This is a genomic window from Mycoplana sp. 10N416 (genome assembly GCF_056394765.1).
In genome coordinates this window covers 130,230-147,845 of record NZ_JBFTIM010000004.1, presented here as the reverse complement: position 1 = coordinate 147,845, position 17,616 = coordinate 130,230, and the positions used below count along the sequence as shown (strand labels likewise).

Here is a 17,616-nt window from a genome sequence, read left to right as displayed (position 1 = left end):
TCTCGGCGACTGTATCAACGACGTCTCTTCAGGCGGAGGGAAAAACCCCTTCCGCGATGTCGATGAATTCCCGGATCGCGCCCTTTCCGCCGGGCTTCGGCAGGGCGACGATGTATTCGCCGGCGGACATGTCCGCGCCCGTGACCGGAATGCCGCGCAGGCGTCGGTCAAATCCGAGCTCGCGACTGAGGACGATACCCGCGCCGAGGCCGGCGGCGACCGCCTCTTTCACCGCTTCGCGGCTGCCGAGCACGAACCGCGGCACGATGTTGACCGAAGCCCGCGAAAGGCCGCGCTCGAAAAGCTGGCGCGTCATCGACCGCTCCTCGCGCAACACGAATGTCTTCCCCTCCAGTTCGTCGACAGAAACGCTGTCGCGGTCCCACCAGGGATGCCCCTCGTTGACGATGACGAGGACATTCTGATCGACCAGATGGCGGCACAGAAACTCCGGCACGGCTTCCGTTAGCGTCGCAAGGGCAAGGTCGACCCGATGGCTGGCGACCAGATCCAGCAACTGGCTGGAGTTCTCCATCCGCACATCGATCCGAACGCCGGGAAATCTTGCCGAGAAACGTTCGAGGATGGGCATGACAAGGCATGGCGAGCAAACTCCGAGCGTCAGGTAGCCGGACCGCAGCGATCGGCCGTCCTCAAGGCGCACAGCGATATCGTCGATCGTCAGCATGACCTCGCGAACCTTGGGCAGCAGGTCGAGGGCGTCCGCCGTCAGTTCGACGGTGCCGCCGCTCCGCACGAACAGCCGTGCGCCACAGCTGTCCTCGAGGGATTTCACATGCTGGGTAACGGCAGGCTGGCTGACCCCCAGCGCCTGGGCCGCCGCCGAGAATGTCCCCGTCACGGCAACCGCATGGAACGCCCGTAGCTGCGCGAAGTTCATCGTCGTCCCCTTGCTATAAGTTTCGCTTCACATGCCTGTCACGAAACTAAGTAAGAATTATAACACGCCAGTCAATATCACGCACTGGTCGCACGGAGATCCACAATGGCAATCATCACATCCAATCTGACACGACTGACGACGGCGGTTGCGTGCCTTGCACTCACCTCCACGGCCGCCTTGGCGAAGGAGCTCGTCATCTACAACGCATCGGACAGCGTCAACACCGCGCTCGTCGAAGCCTTCCGCGCCAAGTACCCCGACATTGAGGTCAAGTTCGTTTCCGGTTCGACGGGTCCAATTACCGAACGCGCCATTGCCGAGAAGGCCAACCCGCAGGCGGACGTCGTCTACCTGGTCAACAATACCGCACTCGACCAGCTTACCGCCGCCGGCGTCTTCGAACCCTACGAACCCAAGGACTCGCAGATCAGCGAGCAGTTCCGTCATCCGGACGGCTTCTACAACAAGCACTTCGCCACGACGATGTGCATGGTCGTCAATACCGAGCGCCTGGCGAGCAAGAAGCTGCCGATGCCCAACAGCTGGGAAGATCTTCTGAAGCCGGTCTACGACAACGAGATCTCGCTGCCTTCGCCCATGAAGTCGGGAACCGGCGGCGCCATCCACACGACCTTCGTCGACGCGTTCGGCTGGCCGTTCGTCGAAAACCTCAACGAAAACGTCTTCAAGTATTCGGAAGGCGGATCGGGCGGGGCCGAACTCGCCGCCACCGGCGAAGTCGCGATCGGCATCAGCTTCGACACGACCTGCTACCAGCTGAAATCCTCAGGCCGCCCAGTGGAAGTCGTCTACAGCGGCATCACCCCCAACGTCACCGAAGGTGGTGGCCTGGTTGCCGGCGCGCCAAACCCTGAGGAAGCGAAGCTGTTCCTCGACTTCATGGCCAGCAAGGATGCCGCCGAAGTGCTCGGCAAGGTCGTCGGCGCCACCGCCGTGCCCGGTTACGGTCTCGTCGACCTGTCGAAGGTAACGCTCTGGAACGTGCGTCGCCCGGTCTCCATCGACGAATTCCGGACCGAGTTCAACACTCGCATTCTCAGCAAGTCATGAACATTTCGGTACCGATCGCGGCCGAACGGCTGGTCTCCCACGGGGGCCAGCCGCATATCCGTGTCAGCAATATCCGCAAGATCTTCGGCGGCTCGGCGGCCGTCGACGATGTCAGCCTCGACCTTGGCCGAGGCGAGTTCGTCAGCCTGCTTGGCGCCTCCGGCTGCGGCAAGACCACGCTGTTGCGCATCATTGCCGGCTTCGTGACCGCCGACTCGGGGCAGGTCCTGCGGGCGGGGGACGACGTCACCGGGCAACCGCCATCAAAGCGGCAGATGGGCTTCGTCTTTCAATCCTATGCGCTGTTTCCGACCAAGACCGTCACCGACAACATCGGCTTCTCGGATGCCATCAAGTCGACGCCGCGCCCGGAAATGCGCGCCCGCATTCGCGAGCTCGCGACCCTTGTGGAGTTGGACCACCTGCTGGACCGCTATCCGCACGAACTCTCTGGTGGCCAGCAGCAGCGCGTCGCCCTGGCGCGGGCGCTGGCGTCGCGGCCCGAAGTGCTGCTGCTCGATGAACCGATGTCGGCGCTCGATGCCCGGATCCGCGCCAAACTGCGGACCGACCTGCGCGTCCTGGTCAACCGGCTCGGTCTCACGACGCTTTACGTGACTCACGACCAAGAGGAGGCGTTCGCCCTGTCGGACCGGATCGCCGTGATGGCCAACGGCCGGATCGAGCAGGTCGGCACGCCGTCGGAGATCTACCATCGGCCCAAGACACGCTTCGTCGCCGAATTCGTGGGCGTCTCCAACGTCATCGAAGGGGTCGCAGTCAGGTCGGGCATCGAGGCCGATGGCGAGGTCTGGCCGGCAACCCTGCCCTCGACGACCCCTCAGAACAGCCGGGCGACGGCCATCTACCGACCCGAACATCTTGCGATCGCCGCGCCCGATCAACCCGGCTTTGCCGGCCGGATCGTGACGACGACCTTCTGCGGCGCGCATCTGCGGCTGCAGGTGAGGCTGGAATCGGGTCGCACCGTCGTTGCCGACCGGCCTTCGGCTGCAAGCGACCTCATCCTGCACCCCGGCCTGCCCGTGCGCGTGCAGCCGAGCGCCGCGCATTGCTGCATCCTCCCTGATGGAAACCGTTGATGACCGTCTCGGCGCGAAATTTTCCCGGCATCGTGCTCTCCGCCATTGTCGCGGCAGTGCTGGTGCTATTCATCGCTTATCCGCTCGGCACCGTCTTGGTCGAAAGCTTCGTCATCCGCGGCCCGATGTCGCTCGAGCGGATCAGCGCCGTCACCAGGAACGCGCTTGACGCGATGCCGCCGCAAGAGCGGGCCGAGACCGTCGACCGCTGGGTCGCCACGGCCACGGAGGCGGAGACCGTCGACGCGACCGCCGCCGCCTTCGAACTGGCCGGCATCCCGGTGACCTGGGACCGCAAGGCACCCTACAGCGATCAGAGCGTCCGGGCCGCGGCGGCCACGGCGGCATTGTCGCCGGATGAGCGCGCCGCTTTCGACGAAGCCTACCCGATCGCTCATGTCGCCTTGCACAAGCGGGTTGCGCTGGCCTTCAAGGTCAAGGACGCTCTCGGCCCGGCCGGCTTCGACGAGTTGCGCCTTGGCTCCGAGTCGCGCTTCGGCCTCGACAACTATCTCGAGGTGACGCGCGACAATCAGCTCCGCACCGCCGCGTTCAACAGCCTCAGGCTCGCCTTCTGCGCCATGCTGTCGACGGTATCGCTCGCCTTCGCGCTGGCCTATGGCGTCAACTTCGGCGGCGTACGCTGGCCGGGCGTGACGCGCGCCGTGCTGCTCACCCCGCTGGTGGCGCCTCCGGTCCTGATCGCCACCGCGACGGTGATGCTGTTCGGGCGGCGCGGGCTCGCCACCTATACTTTTTTCGACCAGTGGCTCGGTATGATCGACGCCGAGAAGACCAATATCTATGGTTTTGCCGGCGTACTGATCGCCCAGACGCTCGCCTTCATGCCGGCTGCCTTCATCGTCTTCGACAATGTCATGCGAAAGCACAACGGCAATCTCGACGAGGCATCGGCCAACCTCGGCGCACGGCATGCGCAGACCTTTTCCCGGGTCACCGTGCCGATGGCCTGGCCGGCGATCAAGCGGGCCGTGGTGTTGGTGTTCATCCTCAGCCTGACCGATTTCGGCAATCCGATGCTGCTCGGGCACGACATGCCGGTGCTGGCCGAACTGATCTACGACCAGATCACCGCCTTCCAGAACACGCCGTTGGCCGCTGCCATCTGCGTGTGGCTGCTGGTTCCTTCCCTGCTCATCTACCTGATGCTCGAGAGCGTCGGGCGGCGGAAGCGCTATGCGAGCGCCGGCGCGGGCGGGCGCCGGTCCGATCTGGCGCTTCCGCTTGGCTGGCGTGTCGCCCTGTCGGGCCTGACAACGACTGTCGCACTCGTCATCCTTGCCATCTACGTGACGATGGCGCTCGGTGCGGTCGTGCGGGTATGGGGCGTCGACTGGAGTTTTACGCTCGGCTACTTCACCGCCGCCGGCGTCGATGTCGGCCTTGCCGGAACCGGCTACGGCAGCTCGGATCGCGGGCTGGGCCTGGTGTGGAGCAGCGTCTCGCTGGCCGTCATTGCCGCGCCGATCGGCGGCCTGCTCGGGATCGTGGTCGGCTACGTGATCGAGCGGCTGCGCCCGCCCGGCGCCAACGTCATCTTCTTCATCGCGCTGGCACCGGCGATCGTGCCGGGGATCATATTCGGCATCGGCTACATCATCGCCTTCAACCTGCCCTTCGGCATCAAGGCGCTGGCACTCACCGGCACCTCCGCAATCCTCGTGCTCAACATCCTGTTCTCCAACCTGTTCGTCGGCGTGCTGGCAGCGCGGGCAGCCCTGCAGGGGCTCGACCCGGCCATCGAAGAGGCCGCCGAAGGGCTCGGCGCCGGACTGGTGACGCGCTTCATCCGGGTGATCCTGCCGATGCTGAGGCCGGCGCTGCTGCTCGGAACGCTCTACGTCTTCATCGACGGGCTGACGACGCTCTCCTCGGTGATCTTCCTCGTCTCGGGCAATCACAAGCTCGCTTCGGTTGCCATCTTCAATCACGCCACGTCCGGGGAGTTCGGTTACGCCGGCGCCAAGAGCCTGCTGCTGCTGGTCCTGGCATTGTCGGCCATGGCGCTGATCTGGCTGCTGGACAACCCAGCTAACAACCCCGCCCGCAACCTCGGGCGCAGACTTCAATCCCTGGCGGAGCGGCTGCGCGCCTCTCTTGCCCGACCGGAGAAAGCATGATGACGGACAATCTCACCGAACGCGACGGCATAGCGTTCTTCCACCAGCACGGATCCTCGCCCTGCCAGTCGGCGCTGCGGGCGGTCGGCGGGATCTGGCTGGAGGAAACCGACGGCCATCGGCTGATCGACCTGCACGGCAACACTGCCCATCACGTCGGCTATGGCCATCCCGCCCTCGTCGCCAAGCTGAAGGCGCAGCTCGACGAACTGCCCTTCTCGCCGCGTCGCTTCACCAACCTGCCGGCGGTTGCCCTCGCCGAAAAACTGCTCTCCCATTGGCCCGGCGCGCCGGCAAAGGTCCTGTTCGCCAACAGCGGCTCGGACGGGATCGAGATCGCGATGAAGCTGGCCCGGGTCGCCACGGGCCGGCACGAAACGATCTCCCTGCAGGGGTCCTACCACGGCCACGGTTTTGGCGCCTTCGGCCTGTCACGCGCCGAAATCGACCCGCGCCTCGGACCGTTCCTGCCCGGACGCCACCACGTCGCCCCCTATTGGGGACCGGGCGGCGCGGAGCGCATGCTGTCCGAGATCGAGGCCGCCTTCGCCGCCTCGGAAACCGGCATCGCCTGCCTCGTCGCCGAGCCCATTCGAACGAACTGCCACGTGCCGCCGGATGGGCTCTGGCCGGAAGTGCGCCGACTGTGCGACCGCCACGGTGCACTGCTGATCTTCGACGAAATTCCCTCCGGGCTCGGCAAGACCGGCAAGTTCTTCGCGTTCGAAAACGTCGGCACGGTGCCCGATGCCGTTGTGCTGGGCAAGGCGCTCGGCGGCGGCATGCTGCCGATTTCGGCGATCGTGGCCGATGCCCGGCTCAACATCGCGCCCGAGCTCGATCTCGGCCACTACACCCACGAAAAGAACCCGCTCACCACCCGTGCCGCGCTCACCACTATCGAGATCATCGAGAACGAAGGGCTGGTGGCAGCAGCCGCCGCCGGTGAGCAGGTGTTCTTCGACGCAGTCGCGGCCCTGTCGCGAAAAATACCGGCGATCAAGGGTGCGCGGGGCAAAGGTCTTCTGCTGGCGATCGAGCTCGACTTGCCGGCCATGGGCCACGAGCCAGGTCCGGACTTCGAGCGCCACATGCTGGCGGAACTGCGAAAGGAAGGCGTATCAACCGTCTTTAAGGGCGGATCGAGCATCTCGTTCTCGCCGCCGCTGGTCATTTCCGAGGTGGAGATCGTCGATACGCTCGAGCGGATCGGCAGGGCGGTCCAGGCCGTTTCCTAAGCATGTCTCCCGAAAGTGGAACCGGTTTCGGGACAAAGACATGCGAAAGACCAAGGACCTAAAGCGTGGCAAGCGAATCTGAAAGATCGCGACACGTTTTAGCGGCTCGGATCCGGAGCGCCGACACCGGAAGGGCAAGTCTCACAAGGGTGACGACCGCTCTTCCGGGACCTCGCCTTCCGCCTACTTTCTTGATTTCAAACGCTGCCGAGCCTGCCGGGGGCTTTCACCGAAGGTCGCCCGGAAGCGGCGGGCAAACGTCGATGCGGAACTGAAGCCTGTCTGGATGGCGATCGTCGTGATGGACTTGTGGGTGTCGAGAACCAGGCGCCGTCCTTCCTTCATGCGCAAATTCAAATAGTAGTCGCGTGGGGACAGGCCGACTGTCTGGAGGAAGAGCATCTCCAGTGTGCGCTCGCCAACGCCGAGGATGTCAGCGATCGCAGGGATGGAAACGGGCTGTTCGATGCGCTTCTCCATCACTCTTATTGCCGAGGAGACGCGCGGTTCACTCCAGTCCAGCTTTCCGAGGGAAACCATCGGCTGCGGATCGCCAGCGGCACGAACCTCTTCATAGATAAAGATCGAGGCGACATCCATGGCAAGCGAATAGCCCTGCCGCGCCCGAATGAGATGCAGCATCATGTCCAGCGCCGGTGAAGCTCCGCCGGTCGTGAACCGGTTGCCATCGACCACGAATCGGTCCGGCCGTACATCTATCCGCGGATGACGCGCTGCGAAGTCCTCCAGATCCTCCCAGTGTGTCGTCGCTTGGCGACCATCGAGGATGCCGGCCTGTGCCAGAACCCAGGAGCCGGATTCGACGCCGCCGATTGCGATGCCACGCTGCGCGAATTTACGAATTCCGGTGAGCAAACGCGCGGTTGTGTGCCTGGCAACGTTGAACGCAGCCAATATGATCAAGGCATCGACGTTGTCGTCCAGTTCGAATCGACCCTGCACCGGAAGAAGCAGGCCGCTCGAGCTGACCACCGGATTTCCGTCCTCGCTGACGACCCGCCAGGTGTAGTGGTCATGGCCGGAGGCGCGATTTGCGGCCCGCAATGGCTCCAGCGTCGCTGCAAGGGATAGGAGCGAGAACTCAGGGAAGACCAGAAGGGTGATTTTCAGCCTGTTCGACGACGGCGAGAATATCGAGTTCATTGCGTAATATGCATCGTCTCATGCGGATTTTGCGGCGTGTACGAAGTCGCTGCGCATATAGCATCCATGAGCAACCTGAGCGAGGACTTTGGGGAGGGGTGCTTGGATTTCCCGGATCTACCGTTTGCCGGTGCCGGCACATTGGCATTGGACCGGGTGCGGGCAATCGGATCATGAGCGCACATGAAGCGCAATGACAGGGAAATACCTGCAAAGCAGGCCCATGCTCAGGAACACAGCACGGCGCGTGTCGCATCTTCAGCGTGATACGCGGTTCATTTAGGAGAGGCGGATTGATGACTGATTATTCAAAGCTGATCGACACCGAGACCTGGGCCTTCATCGATCGCACCAACTCCTATTATCCGCCGGACGCGGTTGACCATTCCATCGCCGAGCAGCGTCGCACCTATGATCGCATGTGCCGCGAATTCCACGCCGGCTATCCGGATGGCGTGGTGGCCGAGGATTCCAGGATCGAAACGGCGACGCACGCCATCCCCATCCGGACCTATCGACGAAATGCACCGGACCAGGCGGTGCTGGTGCTCTATTTCCATGGCGGCGGTTTCGTCGTCGGTGGGCTTGAAAGTCATGACGACGTCTGCGCCGAGATTTGCGCGCGCACGGGCTATGACGTTGTCTCGGTCGACTACCGCCTCGCGCCGGAACATGTCCATCCTGCGGCCTATGACGACTGCCGTGCCGCGTTCGAATGGGCGGCCACGCAGCAGGACCGGCCGATCCTGCTTTGTGGCGATAGCGCCGGCGGTGTTCTCGCCGCGGCCGTATCCCACAAGGTGCGTGACCACGCCAGCGCGCCGATTGGCCAGGTGCTGATCTATCCGGGCTTCGGCGGCGACCAGACCAAGGGATCCTACGTCACCCATGCCGAGGCGCCGCTGCTGACCGTGCGCGACATGGCTTTCTACAAGGACGTGCGCACCGGCGGAAAGGACGTTTCGAAGGATGCGACCTATGCCCCGTTCGTCGATCCCGACTTCTCCTGTCTGCCGCCGACCGTGATCATCTCGGCGCAGTGCGATCCGCTTTCCGATGACGGTCAAGAATATCGCGATCGCGTGCGGGCGGCAGGCGGCAAGGCGGCCTGGTTCAACGAGGAGGGACTGGTCCACGGCTACCTGCGGGCACGACACACGGTGAGCCGCGCCCGCGAGAGCTTTGCGCGCATCGTCGAGGCCGTACGCGGGCTCGGCAAGGGAGAGTGGAACTACTGAATGCGGCGCCCCGCGTGCGCACCATCAAAATCATAGGGAGGGAACGTCATGTCGAATGAAATTGAGTTTCTCAGCCATCAGGCCGTCTGCGGCAGGATGAGCCGCCGCGATTTCCTTGGTCGCGCCGCGGCCTTGGGCCTGACGGCCGCATTTGCAAATTCTCTGCTCGGCAGTGCGGCACGGGCCGCCGGACCGATCAAGGGTGGCCTGCTGAAGGCGGGCCTGGTCGGCGGCGATTCCACCGACGACCTCAATCCCGCGGGCATCAACAACCAGGTCAGGGGCGCCTTCACGCGCTGTTGGGGCGAAAAACTGACCGACGTTGCCCCCGACGGCTCGCTGATCCCGTGGCTGGCCGAGGACTACGGCTCCTCGCCCGACGCCAAGACCTGGACCTTCAAGATCCGCAAGGGCGTGACCTTCCACAACGGCAAGGAGCTCGATGCCAACGACGTGCTCGCCACCATCGAGCGCCACGCTGGTCCCGAGAGCAAGTCGGGCGCGCTCGGCGTGCTGCGCGGCATCGACACGCTCAAGGTGGACGGCGGCAATTTCGTGATCACCCTGAAGGAGGCCAATGCCGACCTCCCCTTCGTGATGTCCGACTATCATCTCGTCATCCAGCCCAACGGCGGCAAGGATGATCCGCTGGCGGGTATCGGGACAGGCCCCTACAAGGTCGTCGCCCATGAACCGGGCGTGCGTGAGGTCGGCGAGCGCTATGACGGTTATTGGGACCTCGCGAGCCGCGGCCATGCCGACCAGGTCGAGATCGTCGTTATCAACGACGCAACCGCGCGCATGGCCTCGCTGCAGAGCGGGCAGATCCACATGATGAACCGGGTCGAACCGAAGGTCGTCGAACTCATCAAGCGGATCCCCGGTGTAACCATCCAGAACGTGGCGGGAAGTGCGCACTACGTCCTTGCCGCGCAATGCAACACCGCGCCCTTCGACAACAACGACCTGCGGCTGGCGTTGAAATATGCCATCGACCGTCAGGAGATGGTGAACAAGATCCTCAACGGCTACGGATCGCTCGGCAACGATATTCCGGTCAACGCGGCATATCCGCTGTTTTCGGATGACATCGAACAGCGCGCCTTCGATCCCGACAAGGCCGCCTTCCACTTCAAGAAGTCTGGCCACAGCGATCCCATTCTGCTGCGGACCTCCGACGTCGCCTTTCCGGGTGCGGTTGATGCTGCCCAGCTCTTCCAGCAAAGCGCCGCCAAGGCAGGCATCCCGATCGAGATCAGGCGTGAACCAGGCGACGGATACTGGTCCAGCGTTTGGAACAAGGCCCCGTTCTCGGCCTCCTATTGGACCGGACGGCCGACGCAGGACCAGCAATACTCGACGGCCTATCTCTCGACTGCCGACTGGAACGAAACGCGCTTCTTCCGTCCGGATTTCGACAAGCTTCTCATCGCCGCGCGCGCCGAACTCGATGAGGCCAAGCGCAGGGCGATGTACCGCGACATGGCCATGATCGTCCGCGACGAAGGTGGCGCGATCATTCCCGTCTTCAACGACTGGATCGACGCGGTTTCCGAGAAAGTCGGCGGCTTCACGCCGCATCCTGCCGGCGAACTCATGGGAGGACTGGCCCTGGCGTCATGCTGGCTGGCAGAATAGGCCCATCACCACTGTCGCACCCCCGCCAAGACGCGGGGGTGCGTCTCCATGAGCCGCCCAGCATGAAGAACGCAAACCCGTAGTCGACGTCGAGCCGTTCGGCCGTGATCGCCTCGTTCAACTGTTGAAACAAAGGCGTGTTCTTCGCAGGTTCGGTTAGCAGGCTGCCGGGAATGGGCTTGTCGCTTGACAAAGTCAGAACCAGTTGCGGCATTGGTCTATCCTCGGATTGCGCGATGCGCCCGATTTCAAAACGATTACCTTGGCGCAGCGTGTCGTGGCTGTAGACGATGCCGTCGTTGTCGATCAGGTAGAGCGCCGTATTCTTCTTCGTGAGATTCTGCAGTTCGCCCTTCAGCGCATCGCCGTTCTTCAATTGGTCGTTTGCCAACGAGATTGAAACGCTGGGCTACTTGATTTGGGACAGCGACCTCAGGAACGTCGCTACACCACATTGCATATTGCTGATCAGCGTCCCTCTATGTCGGGGGCGAAGCCGAACTCTTTGGTAAAGTCGGCATCGAGTTTTTCGAGTGGGTCGGCGCTCGTCGCCAATCCCTCGATGCGCACACTGTCCGGCGAACTCGTCAACACATGGGCAAAGAAGCAACCGCCGGTATCAAATGCACGGAGCCATGCCAGCCGTTCATTGATGGCGCCCCCCCGGCAGGCGTGCCGATAGAGAAACTGCAAGAGATCATTGCCGGCCTGCACCGATGCATCGCCGCGCCGGCGCACCGCCACCAAGGTCTATGTGGACGCCGTCAGGATGTTCTCGACACGGCTAGGCGCATCACTCCCGGCTAACACGTTCGCCCCTCCAGCGCCGGGCCGAGCGGGAGGGGGCTGCCGGGCGCCATCTGCTCGCGCAGGCGATGTCGGCGGGCATGTCTTGGGTTTGCCTGCCGTCGGTTTCGTTGGCACGTGCAAAGGGCGCACTTCGTGGGATGCTTGGTGCGTCGCAGGTGTTGAAGCGCTTCTCTTTTCAACATAATTAGGTGCAGCACGCGAGCTGTACTCGCATTGGGGGAGGTCAGCACATGAACGCGGGTGGTCTTGGGGGGATTGCAGGGGGGCTTCTTGTACTGTTCCTGACAACATCTCTTTGGTCGGTGGTCCTAAGGAACCGTGTTCCAAGAACCGCAGTGCCTTTTGCCGCAAGCGTATTGTCACTCGGCACAGCTACAATATTGGGGGGGTATGGGTTCGGCAACGGCAGCAGCGAGGCTTTCGGCTACTCGTTCGGTTTCTATCTCATCCCTCAGATCGTTGTGTGCGCCGCGTTTTGGCTCCGACTACCTTCCTTTGCCGCGAGTACAGAAACTCGGCCTCGCTCAGCTTCTGAAAACCATGCGGATAAGGCTGAGTACCAAGCCCCTACTGTCCAAGTGGACGCAGACGAACATCCTGAATGCCGCGAAGGCGCTGGAGCGTTGGCCCCAAAAGGGGTGCCAGAAGCTCCGCGGCCGAATTTGTTTGCACGGTACTGGCGCGGTGAGTTCCCGTTAGCGACCTCGTATTGGGGCGTGAACTTCCTAGTCAATCTGGCTGTGGTCTTACTTATTAGCGCGCTAACGGAGGTGTTTTCGCTCGAGGGAGGCTTTGAACCTAACTCGTTGTTTTGGTTTCTGGTTCTGCTGTGGCTCGGTTTATTGGTGCTCTTAATGTGGCAGGTCGTGGGGCTCTGGAGGTCTGCGCGACGCCACGCCCAAAGGCAGCGACAAGCCAACAAGACAACCTTTTGGGCAGGGGCGGCACGGGTTGCTGCCGTGTTGGGCGTTCTACAAACAGCAGGAACCTTCATCAAGAGTGGTGCTCCCCAGATTGGAGAATTGTATAAAATAGCCTTCGAAGGCGACCCTGACATTCCACCCAGCGAACTCAAGCTTTTGGCTGGTGGCACCGAGCTTAGTATTTTCGGCGGGATAAAGTATGGGTTATCGAACGATGTTGAACGGCTGCTCAAGGCGGCGCCGGCGGTTACAACAATTCATTTGACAAGCAGTGGGGGGCGCATCGCTGAAGCGGGCAAGCTCTTAAAGCTAATCAGGTCCCGCGCGCTCGACACATACGTGCCGAATGAGTGCTCGTCAGCTTGTACGCTAGTGTTCGCAGCAGGCAGCCGCCGGTCATTGCTAGAGGGTGCCAAACTAGGGTTCCACGGCCCTTCATTCCCTGGGTTAGGTGACGCGGAGCTGCGACATTTGACAGAAGAATGGGCGCACTTATATCGGGAAGCAGGATTGAGAAGCGAATTCGTCAATAAAGCGTTGGCGGTTTCTCCGAAAACAGTGTGGTATCCAAGCGCTAGTGAGCTATTGGAAGCGAATGCGGTAACAGCCGTGGTAACAGGTGACGGGTTCGCGTTGTCGGGGCACGAGGTCGTCCCATCGCTTGCAGCGATCGAGCGCGAAATGCGTGCAGCAAATCGATTAATCGATGCTCTCCATACGACATATCCAGACGCGGCTCGGCAAATCTACACGACAACAAGGCAAGGCATTCTGGCAGCGAAGCCTGAGGCCAAACTGCGCGAAGACGTAAATGATCTGCTCACCAAGGCTATCGTAGCCAATCTCGCCCGAGCAGACGATGATACGCTCGCACAGTATGCTGCGCTTATGTCAGATCAATACACCGCCTTGAATGCGAAAGACCCTGCCCTATGCTTTCAATACGCGGCACTAGGAGCGAGTGTCCAAGTAACTTCTGCATTCCCCCAAGAGTTGATTACGGCGGAAACAATTTTGAATGAGCGTGTGCTCCGCTCCGCTCGCGACCGGCCCCCTATGCAGCCAGAGGAAAGTGAAGCAGCGTGGGCGTCGATATTCCAGAGCATGACTTCCGACGAGGTGGAAGTCTTTTCGCTTGAACCGAGCAGCGTCGCGCCGGAACGCCATGCAAAGTATTGTCAGGTAACAATAGCTATTTTCAAGAGTATAAGCCATCTGGAAACAAGGCAGGCGGCAATGCTCATGAGGGAGATTTTCTTGGATCGTTGAGCCACGGGATGGCTTCTATCTGGCTGGTTCGCCTGGGTAATCTGGTTTGAAAAGAGCTCTCCGAATGGCGACGCCATAGCTGGATGTGTTTTTTGGAGCTGGGCGCTCTCGGCTGGCGGTGAGGATTGTTTCGGCACCGCGGTCTGCGGCGCAATGGCTCGACAGCTATGCGAAAAGAGGTGGTTGGACCACGAGATCGTTTCGGTGTAACCGCGTATTGTATCCGCAAGGACACCGAAGCGAGCTAACGCGCTTCAGCATGGGCGGCGCGAAGGAATGCTGGAAAGCTGGAACGTTCTCTGTGAACCGCAAGCCGATGGCCTGATATTCCGGGCCGGGCCAGTTTCTTGTTTCTGGCTCAAATTGCGTTAATTCATACCCGCCACGAAGGCGCAAGCAAAGATGCAAGGGTCGGCCAAGGATCCTCGAAAAAGACCGATATTTCAAACACTTATGAGACATTAATGGCGGACAGAGAGTCCGTCATACTGCCGCTTCATGATGTCCCAGATCGTCGCATTTAGTCGTTTTATTCCAGCAATTTAGGCCGCTACCCGTATCGACATGTGTCATGCCGTTCCATAGAATTGCAGTCATCTGTTAGGGTAACTGTTGGGGTAGATATGGCTCTCTCATTGAACAAACTGAGCGCGCGCGGCGTGACTTCAATCACCAAGCCGGGCCGGCATGGCGATGGCGGCGGGCTTTACCTGGTTGTCGATAAGAGCGGCGCGAAGCGTTGGGTCTTCCTGTACCGGCGAGACGGCACTTTGCGAGAGATGGGCCTGGGCGGCCTGAAGTCCGTCACTCTGGCCCGGGCTCGCGAGCTTGCCAGCGAGGCGCGGGCGAACCTTCAGGCGGGCGTGGATCCAATCGCGGCGAAGAACAGCACCCCTGTTGCCGTTCCCACCTTCGGCGAAGAAGCGGACGCCTTCATCGAAGCGATGGGGCCGCAATTCAGAAACGCGAAGCACCTCGACCAATGGAAGATGACGCTGAAGGAATACGCCGCGCCGCTGCGATCGAAACGGGTTGACGAGATCTCGACGGTTGACGTGCTGGAAGTCCTGAAGCCGATTTGGCTCACAAAGCCTGAGACTGCCGCCCGCCTGCGTGGTCGCATCGAGAGGGTCTTGGACGCGGCCAGCGCCAAAGGCCACCGGACCGGGCAAAACCCCGCCCTATGGCGCGGGCACCTTGCAAACCTCCTGCCGAAGCGTCGGAAGCTCTCACGCGGGCACCATGCCGCCATGCCCTATGAAGACGTTCCCGCGTTTATGGCGGCGCTCCGGCAGCGTGAGGCAATGGCGGCAAGGGCGCTGGAGTTCACGATCCTGACGGCGGCGCGCTCCGGTGAAACCTTCGGCGCCACTTGGAAGGAAATCGATCTGGAGGCCGCGCTGTGGGTCATTCCTGCGGAACGGATGAAGGCTGGTCGGGAACATCGCGTTCCGCTCACGCCGCGGGCTGTGGAGATCCTGACAGAGCTTTCCCAAATCGGCGCCGAACCCGACGCATACGTCTTCCCAGGCCAGAAGGAAGGCCGTCCGCTGTCGATCATGGCCATGGACATGATCCTGCGCCGCATGAAAGTCGATGTCACTGTGCACGGCTTCCGATCGTCCTTCCGCGATTGGAGTGGCAACGAGACGGCTTTTCCTCGCGATGTTGCAGAGGCGGCGCTGGCGCATGTTGTCGGCGATCAGACGGAGCGGGCGTATCGGCGCAGCGATGCGCTGGAGAAGCGGCGGAAGCTTATGGCGGCTTGGGCGAACTACTGCGCTCCCAAGCCTGAGAACGTGGTGGAGTTGAAGCGGTCAAAACGGGCGTCTTGAGAAACTTGGCTGAAGGCAAATGTCTGTTGCCTAGACCGGTCTACCGGGCTTCACCCCCGCGCTATCGCAACCTGCCGGGCAATTTCGTGACGCACTATAGCCCGTGCTCGGATGTACAAACACCAGATGACCCCGACAGCCATCAAACGATCCTGCGTCTCGGGGATGATAGAATAAAAAATCCATCCAGCGACAAGAAGCGCTGCCGTGTCACCCCATGAATATCGCATGTGTTCCCCCTCAAACAGATCGATGAGCCTAGCACTCCCGCGGAAGTAGATCATATTCGCCGGGAAGTTTCTGCGGCCTGCCTAGGCTATGGCGACGGGCTTGCAATCCGCTTGCATCTCGTAGACCAGCATCTGTGTTCTTGCGCTTTGGCGCCCCAAGAGCGATAGAGATCCCGGCGGCGATATCAACGAATAACCGGGTCAAATGCGGCGGCCCATGAGTGACCGCCCATGCATGCTTACAAGGGAGCCCGGACCCTATCCGAGTTCGCCGGCCGCAAGATCCACGTCGAATGTCTGAAATGCGAGATCCGGCGCCGTTACGATGGTGACGCGATGATTGAGCGCGTCGGCCGTGACGTGGTGATGCCGGATCTGCTCAACCGAATTGCCCGCGGCAACGGCTGAACGATGCGCCGACGCCAAACGGGATCAGGTGCCGGATGCATTACGCGCGACCGCTCGAATAAGAGTGCCGGCAGGAGTGACCGACGTGCTCAGGATGCTTGCCGCCGGCGGGTCATCCAGAGCAGCACGAATGCGATTGGAGCCGCCGCGCCATAAATCACCATGGCGTTCAGGAAGGGGATGCCCGAATTATGGCTGTAAAGCGCCGCTGCGATCGGCATAGCGATCACCACGCCAGCCACGTAGGAGTGGAGCAGCGCGATGTTAAGCGCCCGCCGCAGTAGGAACGCGAATAGTGCTCCGAGTAGCGCAACCCCAAACGCTCCGCCAATGATCATAGCCATGGCAATCTCCCCTCAGCCTTTGCGTGCCTACCTTGAACATCCACACGGGATCGTCTCACATCAAGGGGCGCAATCGCAACTGGTCTATTACTCGCTCCGCAGCCTGGGCTTGACGGATCGGCCTCGGCAGGCCAACTTCAGCCCATCAGGCGCTTACACCCGCGAACCACCACCGACCTAACTCGCGAACTTGCCGCCAACCCTGTCAGCTCAGCGCTGCGCATCGCAACGGGTCGCTTCACAAACTGGAGCAATGCGATGCATTCGAACAAGCTTATCACTGAAATTCCGCCCATCCCCGCAAATGAGCGGAGCCGCGAGCGCTCGGCTCGACGCAGACTGTCACGCCTTGGTTTTCGTCTTGAGAAGACCCCGGTCGTGGCTTCGGAAGGAATACGGCCCCGGCTATCAGATCCTTGAGGGAAATACCGTCGTGGATGGCTGCTTGTCACGCGAGTATGAAATGACGCTGGAAGCGGTCGAAGCCTGGATTGAAAACCGAGCCTGAACTAGAGCCCGCTGCCGGCCATATCGGCAGCGGGTTTTCCTACTGGTCGCCGCTGCGGCTTCGGCACGCTCACCTGTGATGCTGTCACTTTCCGCTTTCGTATCCGGCCTTGAACTCGTCAACGGCGTCAGCGATGGGCTTTGTCGTGCTGCTCCACCATTCGCCCGCTTCTTTCGTTGCGTTGCCCAACGCTGCCCCAACGTCTCGGACTGCGGTGCTGCGAGCGTTTTCCTCGGCAATCCGTTTATCGTGTCGCTGCTGCATGACCTGAAAGCGATGGGTGCAAGAAGCCAGAGAGGCGTCGTAGTCGGCAAGATGCGGCTGTAGTTTGCCGATCTCCGCTGTCGCTTTCAGGTAGGCGTAATAGTTGTCGGTGTTGAACGTCGGGCTCTGCATATCGACCTGACGGACGAAGACCAAGCAATTCGCCTCGGCCGCCTTCTCAACTATGGCTGCCGGCAGCGGGTCAGATTGGTTGTACCCTTCGGAGATGTGGAAGTTCACCAGCGCCAGCAAGTACCCTTCAGAATGTCTGCTTAGGGTGGCCTTCATCGTGCTCGGGCTTGAATAGACCAGTTCGAGCCATTCCCTGCTCTTTACCGATGGGGCAGCATCTGACGCTTCGATGCGCTTCAGATCGGCCAAGGTCTTCGCGGCGGCTTCGTCCTCGGCCCGGCTATCGAGGTAGCCTCTGACCGCCGCATATACGAACAGAAGCGCGAATGCGGCGATCATGCTCAATGCAAAAACGGTCGAAACCTTTTGAATCTTCTCACCTGTTGTCGTAGCCAT

The 17,616-nt window shown here is 61.5% G+C and carries 15 protein-coding genes; 9 read left to right on the top strand and 6 right to left on the bottom strand.

The features are described 5' to 3' along the window. Positions 1-28 precede the first annotated feature (28 nt). Positions 29-901 (bottom strand): LysR substrate-binding domain-containing protein, encoded by an 873-nt coding sequence (locus AC1DDS_RS10030; RefSeq protein WP_477478770.1) that lies wholly within the window; start codon positions 899-901, stop codon positions 29-31. Positions 902-1,006: 105 nt separating this feature from the next. On the opposite strand from AC1DDS_RS10030, the gene AC1DDS_RS10025 reads away from it, so the two are divergent. Genes AC1DDS_RS10025 through AC1DDS_RS10010 form a run of 4 tightly spaced genes read left to right on the top strand, consistent with a single transcriptional unit; the run spans position 1,007 to position 6,457 of the window. Beyond that, positions 1,007-1,975: an extracellular solute-binding protein gene (locus AC1DDS_RS10025; RefSeq protein WP_477478769.1), complete on the top strand. Its 969-nt coding sequence runs from the start codon at positions 1,007-1,009 to the stop codon at positions 1,973-1,975. Then, positions 1,972-3,078 (top strand): ABC transporter ATP-binding protein, encoded by a 1,107-nt coding sequence (locus tag AC1DDS_RS10020; protein WP_477478768.1) that lies wholly within the window; start codon positions 1,972-1,974, stop codon positions 3,076-3,078. The genes AC1DDS_RS10025 and AC1DDS_RS10020 overlap by 4 nt, the downstream gene beginning before the upstream one ends. Next, positions 3,078-5,219 (top strand): ABC transporter permease, encoded by a 2,142-nt coding sequence (locus tag AC1DDS_RS10015; RefSeq protein ID WP_477478767.1) that lies wholly within the window; start codon positions 3,078-3,080, stop codon positions 5,217-5,219. Before AC1DDS_RS10020 ends, AC1DDS_RS10015 begins: the two co-directional genes overlap by 1 nt. Further along, on the top strand, positions 5,219-6,457 hold the full coding sequence (locus AC1DDS_RS10010; protein ID WP_477478766.1) for an aminotransferase class III-fold pyridoxal phosphate-dependent enzyme: 1,239 nt from the start codon (positions 5,219-5,221) through the stop codon (positions 6,455-6,457). Before AC1DDS_RS10015 ends, AC1DDS_RS10010 begins: the two co-directional genes overlap by 1 nt. Positions 6,458-6,640: 183 nt before the next feature. On the opposite strand, the gene AC1DDS_RS10005 is transcribed toward AC1DDS_RS10010, so the two are convergent. After that, positions 6,641-7,621: a GlxA family transcriptional regulator gene (locus AC1DDS_RS10005; RefSeq protein WP_310412320.1), complete on the bottom strand. Its 981-nt coding sequence runs from the start codon at positions 7,619-7,621 to the stop codon at positions 6,641-6,643. A 296-nt stretch (positions 7,622-7,917) separates the two neighbouring features. Here AC1DDS_RS10005 and AC1DDS_RS10000 point away from each other — a divergent pair, with 296 nt between their 5' ends. Then, a complete protein-coding gene (locus tag AC1DDS_RS10000; protein ID WP_477478765.1) occupies positions 7,918-8,859 on the top strand; it encodes an alpha/beta hydrolase in 942 nt (313 codons plus the stop codon). A gap of 48 nt (positions 8,860-8,907) precedes the next feature. Beyond that, positions 8,908-10,497: an ABC transporter substrate-binding protein gene (locus AC1DDS_RS09995; protein WP_477478764.1), complete on the top strand. Its 1,590-nt coding sequence runs from the start codon at positions 8,908-8,910 to the stop codon at positions 10,495-10,497. Here AC1DDS_RS09995 and AC1DDS_RS09990 read toward each other — a convergent pair. Continuing rightward, on the bottom strand, positions 10,454-10,873 hold the full coding sequence (locus AC1DDS_RS09990; RefSeq protein WP_477478763.1) for a hypothetical protein: 420 nt from the start codon (positions 10,871-10,873) through the stop codon (positions 10,454-10,456). The genes AC1DDS_RS09995 and AC1DDS_RS09990 overlap by 44 nt on opposite strands. Positions 10,874-10,965: 92 nt before the next feature. After that, complete coding sequence (locus AC1DDS_RS09985; RefSeq protein ID WP_477478762.1) at positions 10,966-11,244, bottom strand: hypothetical protein; 279 nt, start codon at positions 11,242-11,244, stop codon at positions 10,966-10,968. Positions 11,245-12,266: 1,022 nt separating this feature from the next. Between AC1DDS_RS09985 and AC1DDS_RS09980 the strand changes: the two genes are divergently transcribed. The 3 genes from AC1DDS_RS09980 (at position 12,267) to AC1DDS_RS09970 (ending at position 15,972) form a co-directional block, all read left to right on the top strand. Next, positions 12,267-13,499 (top strand): COG3904 family protein, encoded by a 1,233-nt coding sequence (locus AC1DDS_RS09980; protein ID WP_477478761.1) that lies wholly within the window; start codon positions 12,267-12,269, stop codon positions 13,497-13,499. Positions 13,500-14,122: 623 nt separating this feature from the next. Beyond that, positions 14,123-15,334, top strand: coding sequence for a tyrosine-type recombinase/integrase (locus AC1DDS_RS09975; protein WP_477478760.1), 1,212 nt, complete (start codon positions 14,123-14,125; stop codon positions 15,332-15,334). 461 nt (positions 15,335-15,795) lie between these two features. Then, entirely contained in the window at positions 15,796-15,972 is a 177-nt protein-coding gene (locus tag AC1DDS_RS09970) for a hypothetical protein (protein ID WP_477478759.1), read from the top strand. 89 nt (positions 15,973-16,061) lie between these two features. Here AC1DDS_RS09970 and AC1DDS_RS09965 read toward each other — a convergent pair whose 3' ends face one another. Further along, positions 16,062-16,316: a hypothetical protein gene (locus AC1DDS_RS09965; protein ID WP_477478758.1), complete on the bottom strand. Its 255-nt coding sequence runs from the start codon at positions 16,314-16,316 to the stop codon at positions 16,062-16,064. Between the two features lie 592 nt (positions 16,317-16,908). Beyond that, a complete protein-coding gene (locus tag AC1DDS_RS09960; protein WP_477478757.1) occupies positions 16,909-17,616 on the bottom strand; it encodes a hypothetical protein in 708 nt (235 codons plus the stop codon).